This is a genomic window from Psychrobacter fulvigenes, assembly GCF_904846155.1.
Taxonomy (GTDB): domain Bacteria; phylum Pseudomonadota; class Gammaproteobacteria; order Pseudomonadales; family Moraxellaceae; genus Psychrobacter; species Psychrobacter fulvigenes.
The window spans coordinates 2,206,514-2,219,172 of sequence record NZ_CAJGZP010000001.1; the positions used below are offsets into that span (position 1 = coordinate 2,206,514).

Below are 12,659 nucleotides of genomic sequence, written 5' to 3' on the forward strand. Positions count from 1 at the left end.
CCCTAGCTGTAGTTTTTAAAAAATTTAATAACATTAGAAATAGCTTTGCTCATAAAGCAAATTTTACTATCTCAGCTCAAGACCTTGATGATCTTCGTCATTTAATTGATCGAATACCATCTCACAGCAATCAACCATTCCCTAAAATGGATGATCCATCTTGGAGGGGAGAGTTTGATGACCGTATAGTGTTTTGGAATATGCCTAATATTTCTGAAATTGATAAACTTCTATTTATTTACTTCACCTTTAGTATGAAAACTACTGGTGTTTTTGTAAAAGAGTTTGCAGAGAAAGGAATAATTCATTCTTATTCGGATAAGTAAAGAAAATCATTATAAGATGTAATCATCCATTGAGTATCATAAAATTTTATTTACTTTATAACTTCTCTGCTACTATTCGACATTACAATTTTACATAGTGGTTTGCTGGGTTAAAAACCCAGCCTACGCAAATAACAGAAAACTAAGCTATTCTGGCTCATCAACCTCAAAGACTTGGCGTAAATAGGCAAGATACGTATCATTATTGATCATGGTCTTGCCTGGACTATCAGACAACTTAGCGACTGGCTGGCCGTTGCACTCGACTAACTTGAGGACAATATTAATCGGCATTATGCCCATATCATTGGTAAGATTGGTACCAATGCCAAAGCTGGTTTTTATCTGGTCTTTAAAGTACTGGTGCAGCTCCCAAGCCTTTTCAAGATCCAAACCATCGCTAAAGGTCAATATCTTAGTCTTAGGATCTATCTTTAGTTTTTTATAGTGGGCAATCGCTTTGTCACCCCAGATATAAGGGTCACCGCTGTCATGACGTAGGCCGTCAAAAAGTTTGGCAAAATACAAATCAAAGTCGCGCAAAAACGCATCCATCCCAACGACATCGGTCAGCGCAATACCCAAATCGCCACGATATTCATGCACCCAAGCTTCAAGGGCGGCTTTTTGTGAGTCGCGCAAACGCACATCTAATGCCTGAAACGCCTGCATAAATTCATGTGCCATCGTTCCAATTGGCGTCATTCCTAATTTTTTTGCCAGATAAACGTTAGAAGTACCGCTGACAATATTTGGCTGTGCTTTATTTAAAGTCTCTACCACATGGGCTTGCCAGCGCTTACTAAAGCGGCGGCGCGTACCAAAATCAGCGACGATAAAAGGCGGCGTATCCTGACTATATTTGCTTTGCTCCTCTGCATAGTGATTCAATAATGCCACTTTTGCATCTAGCCTGCGCTGCCCTTCCTCAATGACACTGGGATCGGATAAGGCATTGAAATATAGCTCATTAACAATCGCTAGCACAAATATCTCAAAGAACATCGCCTGAATCATAGGCCCTTCAATGTCGATACATAAGCGACCTTTACCATCGGTACTGACAGTGATAAAACGGCGCTTGAGCTTAAACAGCTCCAAATAGTCGACAAAATCTGAGCGCAAAAAACGCAAGCCGCGCAAATATTCCAGCTCATCTTCTGAAAAACGCAGCTCACATAAGCTGTCTAGCTGCTGCTCTAACGACTCTTTGATGTCAGCCAGTGGATAGGCCGTATCTTTATTATTACGGCAACGAAAACGATAGACACCATGCGTCTGCGGAAACTGATGCAGCATGGCTTGTAACATCGTAAATTTATACAAATCGTTATCAAGTAACGAGGTAATAATAGGTGCGTGGGTAACGGTCATGTTACAGCCTTAAACAAACACAAAAGTAAGAGGTCAGCTTCTATGAATAAACGAAGCGATACAATAAAAATTATGACAATTAAATAATGATAATACTTCTATCAAAGGATAAGTATAACGAAGTTTAGTAAAACTTTCAGAGTTCATACCAAACCAAAAAGATACGATTAAATTTATCAAATATATTATAAAAAAGACGCTAAGAGTGCTCTTACCGCCTTTTGATAGATTATGGTCTGTTGCACATTCAAAATAGTTAGGATTTAATCAATTTCACCAAGGGTGCATAACCTGACTGCGGCATCACATCGACTGGGATAAATTGCAGCGCGCCACCATTGATACAATAACGCAAACCGCCACGGTCTTTTGGACCATCAGGGAATACATGACCCAGATGCGAGTCTGCTACCCGTGAGCGAATCTCCGTGCGTACCATGTTAAAGGCTTTGTCTTCATGCTGAGTAATCACCTGCATGTCGATGGGCTTGGTAAAGCTTGGCCATCCGCAGCCAGATTGGTACTTATCAGTAGATAAAAATAGCGGCTCACCGCTCACCACATCGACATAAATACCTGGCGCAAATAAATCATCATACTCATGACTGAATGCTCGCTCAGTACCAGCGTCTTGCGTGATATTGTATTGCGCTTTAGTCAGTGTATTCTTCAGCGCATCTTTATCAAATCCAGCATAACGCTTGGGATCTAAAGTTTCAGCTATAGTATTGGCGGGGGCAAACTTAACGCGGTTAGTACTCTCTATCTTATCATCAGCAAGGCTTAAATCAACATGGCAATAACCATTGGGGTTTTTGGCCAAATAATCTTGATGATACATCTCAGCCAAGTAAAAATTGTCTAATGGCTCATTTTCAACCACGACTTTTTGATCGTATTGGCTTTGTACGCGCTTGAGGGCAGCATCAATGACGGCTTTGTCTTCTTTATCGGTGTAATACACACCTGAACGATACTGTACACCGCGGTCGTTGCCTTGTTTGTTTAGGCTGGTTGGATCTATCACGCGCAAATAGTATTTGAGAATGGTATCAAGGTCAGTCTTATCCGCATCATAAGTGACTTTCACCGCTTCAGCATGCCCTGAACCGCGAATGACCTGCTCATAGCTTGGGTTGGCAGTATCGCCATTGGCATAGCCTGATACCGCATCTACGACGCCATCGACGCGCTCCATATAAGCTTCCACACCCCAAAAACACCCACCCGCCAGATAAATTGAGCGCGTGTTAATCGCTTTGCCTTGGTCATTATAATAGACACCATCTTTGTGCTTAATGGTTTCGATTTTGCTGTTGCTATCCAGTGCTTGTGCGTTTGCAGGCTTGGCGCTACCCGCTTTGAGCTCAGCAAAGTCATTTTTGCCATTGTCCGCCAGTGCATAAGCCTGCTCTGTCGATATATTGCCTTTAACCAAATGCACTAAGTTGCCGTTTTTATCGAGTATCGCCCAGCTTGGATAGACCTGCACACCAAGCTTATTGATCAGCTCACCTGAGGCGTCCATCAACACAGGTAATTTTGGATAATCTGCTTGAATGCCAGCATACCAAGTACTGAAGTCGCCATCGGCTTTTTCATTCAGGTGGCCGGGACTGGCAACAGTGACCACATTTAAGTCTGCAAACTTAGGATCCGTACGCCATTCTTCAGTCTCTTCAAGGGTGCCGAGACATAATGGGCACCAACTTGCCCAAAACTTAATCAAGGTGGGTTTATTGGGATCGATAACGGCAGCACCAGTGTCACCCAAGCCTTTGGTAAGCTGCGGTAATCCCTGCATTTGCCCAAGCATATCGGATGGTAACATATCGCGTGAGCTCGTCACTCCACTGTTTTGCTTGGCTGATTTAGCATTGCTACCCTTGTTATCCGCACTACTCATTTGGCCACAAGCGACTAATAGCCCTGCGCTTAATAATGTCATCATACCAAATGTACTGGCATTTTTTAGCCAACGTGATGACTGAGAGCTCGAGGATTTTAAGTTATTTTGCTTTGAGTGTAAGCGACTTTGGTTTAAGCTTTTTTTCATATTGTCATTTTTATTGCTGTCACTGCGATCGTCATGGTCGCTGTTGCGAATGTTTTTATGTGGCATAACCTGTCCTTTTACTGGCACTGCTTTCACGGGCAATTGGTTCAAAGCCTTGAATAGGCGTTGATTTAATATACATTGTTTTAATCTAAGTTAGAAAAACGCGTGTTCAGGATTTGATGAATATAGTTTGATAAATATGGTTTGCTAGAGATCGCTAGAATTTTGTATAAGTTTAAATTTATTAGCCTAACGTATGAAGTTTTTGCTTTGCTATCGAGGGCGCAAATAAGACGCAGACCAAAGGCAGATCAAAGAAAGGGATGAACAGAATTTATCGCTATATTGCTAGGTAATATATGGATACTACGACCATAACTGTGCAAATACAATGAGTTATTATTAACAACGGCCAATTATGATTGAGATTTTGTTAATAGTTGTGTACATACAGATACATTGCCGCTTCTGGTCAGTGATAAATAAGAAACTACATGAATAAGTACGCTTAAAAACACACTATTTAGGATTTAGCACTCATAAACTGTGCAACATAATCATCTGCTGGGTTTTGTCGCAAATCATTGGCCGTGCCCGTTTGTACTAAGCGCCCACCATTCAAAATACTGATACGCTGACCGACTTTTACCGCCTCATCAATATCATGGGTGATAAAGACGATGGTTTTCTGTAGTCGTGCTTGTAGCTCAAGCAGTTGATCTTGCAGCTGCGCACGAATAAGCGGATCAAGCGCAGAGAAAGCCTCATCCATCAGCAAGATTGGACTGTCCATTGCCAGCGCACGCGCCAGCCCGACACGCTGCTGCATACCACCTGACAGCTCATCAGGATAGCTGTGCTCTAGGCTGGGTAGCCCGACTTCGTTGAGCCAGTACCGAGCAACCTCATGGCGCTCGCTAATGCTCATCTTACGTACACGCAGCCCATAAGCGACGTTTTGTATGACCGTCATGTGTGGCACTAAGCCAAAATGCTGAAAAACCATGCTGACGGTTTGCTGCCGATAATGTTGCAACTCCTTATCATTCAGCTCTAAGATATTGATAGCCGAGCTTGATTTGGTAGTCTCTGTAGACCAATCATCCTCTGTCATCGCAGTTTGCGCATTGATACTGGTATCCACCCATATCTTGCCACTGGTTGGATCAATCAGGCGATTGATATGGCGTATCAGGGTTGATTTCCCAGAGCCTGACAACCCCATAATGCAATGTATCTCACCTGCTTTGATATTTAGATTGATATCGTATAGCCCGACTGAATAGCCAGTTTGCTCTTTCACCTTAATACTATCCATGCCCTCAGCCAATAATGCCAACGCCGACTGTGCTTGCGAGCTATTGGCATTATAAATCTTACTGATGTTTTCTAGTTGAATATGATTCATTATTGCTCTCATTTTTATTGTTATTTAACCAATCGGGCGTTTGCCTGCGTCAATGGTCTTTTGCCGTGCGCGCTTACCTTGACCAAAGGCTTGCGTGATACGGTCAATGATAATAGCGACAATGACGATAGCGGTACCTGCTTGTAAGCCTTGACCGATATTGAGTGTTTGGATAGATTGCAAGACATCCTCGCCAAGACCAGGCGCACCAATCATGGAGGCAAGTACTACCATGGCAAGCGACATCATCACCGCTTGATTAATACCCGCCATGATACTGGGCAACGCTTGCGGTAATTTGATCCAGATAAGCAGCTGCAAATGCGTACTGCCGAACGAGCGCCCTGCCTCGATCATTTCATGATTGACTTGGGTGATACCCAAGGTCGTCAGACGAATGAGTGGCGGCAGTGCATAAATAATAGTCGCAAAGAGCGCAGGCACTTTACCAATACCAAATAGCATCAGCACTGGTATGAGATAAACAAAGCTTGGCATCGTCTGCATGACATCTAGTATCGGGGTCACAATTTTACGCAGGATTTTACTACCTGACATGGCAATGCCAATCGGAATACCAATCACCACCGTGACTAATACGGATACTATTAGCAGCGCAGTGGTATCAATCAAAGCGCCCCACAGTCCAAATGCGCCGATGAGAAATAACCCTGCCCCGCATGCCAGCGCAAACCATATTTTACGCACACCAAACCATGCCAATACCGTCACGAGCACAATGATTAGCCAAGGTGGAATGATGGTTAATAAACGCTCAATGGGCAGTAATAAATAGGTCAAAGTGACATTGCTGATACTACGGAAAACACCGCCGTAGTTTTGGACGACGCTTGCTAAAGTATTATTAAGCGGGGTCTCAAGCGACCATGAAGGGAATCCTGATGTTAAGCCAAATCGATTATCACTACTTGCACTGTTACTAATGACACCATTATTAGCAACAGCAGCACCTGTTAGGCTAATACCTAGCTTAGCAGCAAGACTCGTGGCCGCTTCATCGGATATCCACTGTTGCCAAACGTTAGGGTTATCACGCAAAAACACTAACGCTTGCTCATCGCCACTACGTTTACTCTCACTCATCTCTAAGATGGCGCCATTGAGCTCATCGGAGGTGAATTGAACCTTTTTAAAGACCTCTGCCAGCTCGGGATTAGACTCAATAAATGGTGTCGAGACGGCGATACCTAAAGGCGATACAGGAAATCCAGAGACGCAGTCGGCTGTACCATCAGCAAGTAGCAAGTCTTGCCAACAGGCGTCGTCATAAGCAGGGAACTCTAACGGCGCAAAGTCATACTTTGCCATCAAGCCCGTAGGCTGCCAGTAATAGAATAATAGCGGTTTGTGCTGCTCAAACGCGGAAGCAATCTCGGCATCGAGAGCCGCACCCGTTCCAGGGTGGGCGTTATTGAAAATATTGTCCAAACCAGTATTCTTAAGCAAACGAGTATTAAAAATCTCACACGTCCAACCAGACGGACAGTTCATAAAACGCGACTTATTAGGGTCTTCAGGGTCTTTAAATAACTCAGCATGCTTGGGCAAATCTTGATAACTGCGTAGACCTGGGTTTTCTTCTAGTACATATTTAGGAACATACCAACCTTGAGTTGCGCCACCCTTGAGAGTATCACCGATGATCGCCACTTTATTCTGTGCAATGGCTTGCTCCATGATTGGCGAGCGTCCAACCCACTGCTCTCCAATAACCTGAATGTCATTTTGTGATAATGCCGTTTCAAGTGCAGGACCAGCTCCTGGCACCTCTTCAATCGTACAGTCGTAGCCATCTTCAGCGATGTACTTGAGCACCCCAGAGATAAACTGACCGCTCTCCCATGTCAGTGCGCCAAATTTGATGGGTGAGTCGCAGGCTGCTGATGCCGATACCGGCAGTAACAACGCACTCATACATAATAAACTTAACGCAATCCATTGGCGCATGGGATATCCTATTCTTTATTTTATAGTCATACTAAAAAAGCAACCGTCTGTATCATTACTATTGTTTAGCCTTATTTGGCAGTGTAGTGATTTATAATACTGATGACAAATACTTATTCAAAAAATAAAAACAAGATATAGTCGATTCAATGTTAAAGTGTTACCGTGCTGCTGGGATGAATTTTGCGCAGCCTCTGTATAAGCAGCACGCAAGGAAAATTTATACCAGTAGCACGTTGAAAGATTCATACCTTTTTTATTTTGAACTGACTATAATAAAAAAATAGCGCCTATATCAATAGGCGCTATTTGCATAATCGTGCCCATCAGTTACCAAACGCTTACTTCAAAAACAGTGCCATGGCTTTTCTAAACAAATCACCATAAGGCGGCAACAACAGATTCATACCATTAAGCTTGGCTTGTACAAAAACAGGCTTCATATGACTTAAACGCTCAAATCCAGCTTTGCCATGATAAGCACCGATACCAGAGTCCCCAACCCCGCCAAACGGCAGATCATGCTGTGCCACATGCAGAATAACCTCATTGACACAAACGCCGCCTGAGACGGTTTGTGTACGCACCTGATATATCTCATTGTCATCATTACCAAACACATAAAGCGCCAGCGGACGAGGACGCTCGTTCACAAACTGAATCGCATCATCAAGGTTGTCATAATGTATCAATGGCAAGATTGGCGCAAAAATCTCATTTTGCATCAGCTGACTACTCAAAGCAGGTTCAGAGACAATGACAGGCGGCATCAAACGTATTTCAGGGTTTGCATCGACACCTGTTAAATTATGCACGCTATCGGCGGGCAACTCGTCCAAATAGCCTTGTACGCGGTTGAACTGTGCAGCATTGATAATATATGAATAGTCTTCATTATTTTCGATATTGGGATAGTGCTTTTGTAGCCACTCAATCGCTAGACTAATAAAATGTTGATGATGCTCACGCTGAATCAACACATAGTCAGGCGCGATACAGGTTTGACCCGCATTGAGGGTTTTGCCCATCATTACGCGATTGACCACACTTTCTAGATTGACGTCTTTGGTAACGATCACGGGTGACTTGCCGCCCAGCTCAAGCGTTACGGGCGTCAAGTTCTTAGCCGCTGCCGCCATGACAATTCTGCCTACTTCGGTTGAGCCAGTATACAGCAGATGGTCAAATGGTAGCTTGCTAAAGGCTTCTGCGATATCGACTTCACCAAGCACCACACATACCATGTCTGACGAAAAATAATGATCCACAACTTTGGCAAATGTTTCGGCAAACTTGGGCGCTGCCTCACTCATTTTTATCATGACGCGATTGCCTGCGGTTAATGCATCAATCATCGGTCCTACTGCCAAATACAGCGGATAGTTCCACGGCACCATGATACCCACAACGCCCAATGGCTGTGGTTGAATCTCATTGTGCGCAGGTCTATACATCGCAGAGATAGAAGCTCGGCGCGTTTTCATCCAAGATTTACCGTACTTCTTAGCATGGCTAATACCAGTAAAGCTTGGAAATAGCTCGGCAAACTGAGTCTCTGACTCACTACGATGTCCAAAATCCGCACTGATCGCATGCGCCAGATTTTCTCGATTATCGCTCAATAGCATCTCAAGATCGTCCAGTAGCCTTTCACGAATTGCCCAATCGTTTATCGGATTAGAACGACTTAGCGCGTGCAAGCGTGAAAACTGCTTCTGTAGCTGCTCAACAGTAGTAATGATACTCTGCGACTTTACAGCAGCGCTTGTGGTCTTATCATTGTCAGTCATCTTCTTTCCTTGTTATATACGTTGGAGTCAGTACCTTATATCGGGTCAAAGACTCTCTATTTCTAGTCAAGCGTTTACTCCTACAGCGACGCCCAGCCGTAAACACTCATGAGATTCCATTCATTGTCGTTTAATGTAGCGTAATGCTTGCTGAATGAAAAGCACGTTTCACGTACTAAGGCGTATTATTTGTGTTTATGGCTATTACCTTATTTTCTCATGCTGCCATTTAACCTTGGGTGACAATATTAAAAACTGCTAAACTTGGTACTGATAAACTTGATATGATTGTCAGTATTATTAATAGGCGCACCCATCACGTATCTCAGTTATAAAATCTGCCTATAAACCATAAGAAGCCAACTTTCATGCAAAACTCGATGCCAAAAAACATATCAGAACCTTTAGCGCAGATAGCGTCAGAAGCGCTGCATCACATAACCGATACCTTGGTCAGCCAGTCTCTAACAGCTGCCGACTACAATCCCACTCATGATGCAATGCTACAGCGGACGCTAGAACGCATCCGCCTAAAAAAAGAACAAGGGCTACGGACGCCTGATGAGTTATGGATAGTCGATCACAACGACGTGTATACGCTTGGGCAAGCAGGTAAGGAAGAGCATATCCTGCAGCATACTGACACGCCCATCATCAAGACCGATCGCGGTGGACAAGTGACTTGGCACGGTCACGGACAACTGGTTATATACTGGCTGTTTGATTTAAACAGCCTTGGTTGGAGCGTGCGTAACTTGGTCTCACATGCCGAACAAGCGATCGAAGACGTGGCCAATGACTGCTTAAACAATCGCTCCCTATCAGATAATGCTCATATCAGTGCCCATGCTCGCCGTGATGCACCAGGAGTTTATTTATATGCTGATAGTTTGAGCAATACTGATGACCATCATCAAAGCGATCGTCAAATGAATAATCAAAATAACGAAAAACAAAACGATAATGCATCTAACCTGCCCGCTGACGATGCCATTATGCTTGGTAAAATCGCATCGCTGGGCTTCAAGATTAAACATGGTTTTAGCTATCATGGTATCGCGATCAACTTAGACTGTGACCTATCCGCATTCAATGCCATCAACCCTTGCGGCTATGCTGGCATGCAAATGCTACGCTTAGCAGACTTCGTCGCAATGGATAGCAACCAAAATAATACCGTCCATCAGCAAGCTGGCTCTACATTCAGCTATCAGCAGGTGACGCAAAAGCTGATTGATAATATCGCTCAGCGCCATGCAGGGCTAATCGAGCTACGCCCAGTCACCCCGACTAAACAGCAATATAGCCATTTGCCTTAATTGGTTTTAATGGTGGTTTTTGCATAGCCTTGTGCCTGTTTAGACTTAAGCAGAACGAGAAAAAATTATTCAAACTTGCTATACTCGCAAACCGAAGCAACCCCGCAAACTTGTAAAAATTCATTTAAATAAATAGGAGCTCTTAATGGCAGACTTTAATAAAATCTTAGACGCAGGCGATGTCGACGGCGGCATCATCAACGTAGTCGTAGAAATCCCAACGGGTAGCAGCCACAAGATTGAGTGGAATCGCGAGTTGGCCGTATTTGAGCTTGACCGTATTGATCCACAAATCTTTGCCAAGCCTTGTAACTATGGTTTCATTCCACAAACACTTGACGAAGACGGTGATGAGCTTGATGCTTTGATTTTGACTGAGCAGCCATTAACCACTGGCATCTTCTTAAAAGCCAAAGTAATCGGCGTGATGAAATTCGTTGATGATGGCGAAGTGGATGACAAAATCGTCGTCGTGCCAGCGGATGACCGCAACAATAGCAACGCGTATAACAGCTTAGCAGACCTGCCTGAGCAAATCATCAAGCAGTTAGAGTTCCATTTCAACCATTATAAAGACCTGAAAAAAGCAGGCACCACTGTGGTTGAATCATGGGGTGATGTGAGCGAGGCCAAAGAAGTCATCAAAGAGTCTATCCAACGTTGGAAAGACCTATAAACGATAAGTAATGGCTTTGACTAAGCATTAAGCAGACTTAAAATACCGCTCTCTCATCGATGATAGCGGTATTTTTTTGTGCAAAGCTTATACAAAAAAAGTTGCTATAATATAGGGCATATAGCCAAGACCTTAAGGATAACCATGTTTAACTCTGACCCAAGCCTAAAAACTAAAAATCCAAAGTTACCCAAAGCGGTGATGATGATGGTCGAAAAGAACAATCTGGTCATGGCGATTAAGACTTTAGCCGAAGAGGAAAATATCAGTATGGAGGCAGCGAAAGCCCGTATTGATGCTTATGAACATAGCCTAAAAGTCAAACAACAGCAGAAGCTAACGACTATCGCCAACAAGCAAGGCATCCCTAACGAAGCGCTCAGCTTTGACAGAGAGCCAGAAGTGAGAGAAGACACTGGTATCTTGATTAAAAACAAGGTCAAAACCACTAAGTCTGAACAAGGCTTTAAAAGCCTGCAAAGTGGCGTCGAGAGTAAGCTGGGTGACATTGGTTATAAAAAACCACTCATCCCCTACTGGGCCAAGCGAGTGTCCGTCATTGCTATCGTGATGATAGGGATGTTTTGGATATTGTGGCGGGTTTTTGGATAATATTTTTAAAGTGGTTCAGTTATAGCAGTATATTTTAGATAGTCTATTAATTGTTTAAGACGTCTGTTTTGGTGGTTCCTATGGGCTATACATTGAAAGCTAATTGTTTCAGATGTATGGTATGAACTATTATTGATAAATAAGCTCTTGGGGCTAATATGAAAAAAACTATCTACCCCATTTTTTTATCATTTGTAATGGGGTTAGCAATGCTTCCTGCTAATGCAGAAGATAGTATTGCTTCAGCACGTAGCACTCTTTTAAGTGAATTTTTACAGTCAAAGCTTCAAACACATTTAAAACTTAGCGATTATAATAACTTTTACTCTAATTTGGAAGATTTTAGCTCACCCTACAGTCTTAAAAATGGCTCAAAATTTTATGAAGCTAGAAGAGATGAGTTAGGTTCAGCGTCAGCTATTATTATAGATCCAGAAGGTTATTTTTATTTAGCATATAAAATGCCTGAATCCAATGAAATTAAGTACATAACCAATGATGGAAGCTGTAATAAAGAAGCTCATGATGCCATAAAAGTGTTCGCTAATACTTTTCAAGGTAATAATAAAATAATATTTTCAAACTCTATCAAGGTTAATAATAGACCTCACGTCTGTAACGAGATCTATGGCAACCTTATTTTGAGAAATGGTCGCCTTAAGCGATCTTACTCTTACATGAATTTAGGTCAACAATAAACATTCCTACGTGTAGAAGGTATATAGTCTTGATAGCATGGTTAGCTTTTTATTTGATACTTAGTTTAATAAATTTTTGGATAATATTTTGGGGTGGCGCTAAAAAAATAGAAGGCTGGCTGTCTTTTTTTCTGGTAGGTTGGTTTTCTCTAGACTGGAATTCTGAGCAAATAAAATTTTATGTCTTAATTATACAATGTGTCTTCACGCTAGTATTCTTATATGGACTATTTAACAGAGACTTTAGAGAAGAGTATCTGTTTTATTACTTTAATTAACCTCCAAATTTTTATCACCAACTTTGGTTGGTCTTAAATGGATTAAATGCTTCTGTGACCCATGCCGTCAAATTCTTACAAACAAACTTGGGATATTTAAATCATACCGCTTAACGATAATGCCCATTCTTCCCACAACAGACATTATGAC

General features: G+C 42.6%; 9 protein-coding genes. 4 read left to right on the forward strand and 5 right to left on the reverse strand.

Going from position 1 to position 12,659, the window contains the following annotated elements; all coding sequences use genetic code 11:
* Positions 1-473: 473 nt before the first annotated feature.
* The 5 genes from pncB to JMX03_RS09380 all read right to left on the reverse strand — a co-directional run bounded on the left by pncB (position 474) and on the right by JMX03_RS09380 (position 8,925).
* On the reverse strand, positions 474-1,700 hold the full coding sequence (gene pncB / locus JMX03_RS09360) for a nicotinate phosphoribosyltransferase (protein WP_201596359.1): 1,227 nt from the start codon (positions 1,698-1,700) through the stop codon (positions 474-476).
* A gap of 256 nt (positions 1,701-1,956) precedes the next feature.
* On the reverse strand, positions 1,957-3,822 hold the full coding sequence (gene msrAB / locus JMX03_RS09365) for a bifunctional peptide-methionine (S)-S-oxide reductase MsrA/peptide-methionine (R)-S-oxide reductase MsrB (RefSeq protein WP_406947710.1): 1,866 nt from the start codon (positions 3,820-3,822) through the stop codon (positions 1,957-1,959).
* Positions 3,823-4,282: 460 nt separating this feature from the next.
* Positions 4,283-5,167: an ATP-binding cassette domain-containing protein gene (locus tag JMX03_RS09370; RefSeq protein ID WP_201596361.1), complete on the reverse strand. Its 885-nt coding sequence runs from the start codon at positions 5,165-5,167 to the stop codon at positions 4,283-4,285.
* Positions 5,168-5,191: 24 nt separating this feature from the next.
* Positions 5,192-7,135: a glycine betaine ABC transporter substrate-binding protein gene (locus JMX03_RS09375; protein ID WP_201596363.1), complete on the reverse strand. Its 1,944-nt coding sequence runs from the start codon at positions 7,133-7,135 to the stop codon at positions 5,192-5,194.
* A 341-nt stretch (positions 7,136-7,476) separates the two neighbouring features.
* Entirely contained in the window at positions 7,477-8,925 is a 1,449-nt protein-coding gene (locus tag JMX03_RS09380; protein ID WP_201596365.1) for a coniferyl aldehyde dehydrogenase, read from the reverse strand.
* Between the two features lie 380 nt (positions 8,926-9,305).
* Here JMX03_RS09380 and lipB point away from each other — a divergent pair, with 380 nt between their 5' ends.
* The 4 genes from lipB (at position 9,306) to JMX03_RS09400 (ending at position 12,230) form a co-directional block, all read left to right on the forward strand.
* A complete protein-coding gene (gene lipB / locus JMX03_RS09385) occupies positions 9,306-10,244 on the forward strand; it encodes a lipoyl(octanoyl) transferase LipB (protein WP_227695922.1) in 939 nt (312 codons plus the stop codon).
* Positions 10,245-10,389: 145 nt separating this feature from the next.
* On the forward strand, positions 10,390-10,920 hold the full coding sequence (locus tag JMX03_RS09390; protein WP_201596369.1) for an inorganic diphosphatase: 531 nt from the start codon (positions 10,390-10,392) through the stop codon (positions 10,918-10,920).
* Positions 10,921-11,064: 144 nt separating this feature from the next.
* A complete protein-coding gene (locus tag JMX03_RS09395; RefSeq protein ID WP_201596371.1) occupies positions 11,065-11,532 on the forward strand; it encodes a hypothetical protein in 468 nt (155 codons plus the stop codon).
* Positions 11,533-11,690: 158 nt separating this feature from the next.
* Entirely contained in the window at positions 11,691-12,230 is a 540-nt protein-coding gene (locus tag JMX03_RS09400) for a hypothetical protein (protein ID WP_201596373.1), read from the forward strand.
* Positions 12,231-12,659: the final 429 nt, after the last annotated feature.

Bases quoted from the DNA above. Each gene is read 5' to 3' on its own strand.
- pncB (WP_201596359.1), bottom strand. From the start codon at position 1,700: ATGACCGTTACCCACGCACCTATTATTACCTCGTTACTTGATAACGAT.
- msrAB (WP_406947710.1), bottom strand. From the start codon at position 3,822: ATGCCACATAAAAACATTCGCAACAGCGACCATGACGATCGCAGTGAC.
- JMX03_RS09370 (WP_201596361.1), bottom strand. From the start codon at position 5,167: ATGAATCATATTCAACTAGAAAACATCAGTAAGATTTATAATGCCAAT.
- JMX03_RS09375 (WP_201596363.1), bottom strand. From the start codon at position 7,135: ATGCGCCAATGGATTGCGTTAAGTTTATTATGTATGAGTGCGTTGTTA.
- JMX03_RS09380 (WP_201596365.1), bottom strand. From the start codon at position 8,925: ATGACTGACAATGATAAGACCACAAGCGCTGCTGTAAAGTCGCAGAGT.
- lipB (WP_227695922.1), top strand. From the start codon at position 9,306: ATGCCAAAAAACATATCAGAACCTTTAGCGCAGATAGCGTCAGAAGCG.
- JMX03_RS09390 (WP_201596369.1), top strand. From the start codon at position 10,390: ATGGCAGACTTTAATAAAATCTTAGACGCAGGCGATGTCGACGGCGGC.
- JMX03_RS09395 (WP_201596371.1), top strand. From the start codon at position 11,065: ATGTTTAACTCTGACCCAAGCCTAAAAACTAAAAATCCAAAGTTACCC.
- JMX03_RS09400 (WP_201596373.1), top strand. From the start codon at position 11,691: ATGAAAAAAACTATCTACCCCATTTTTTTATCATTTGTAATGGGGTTA.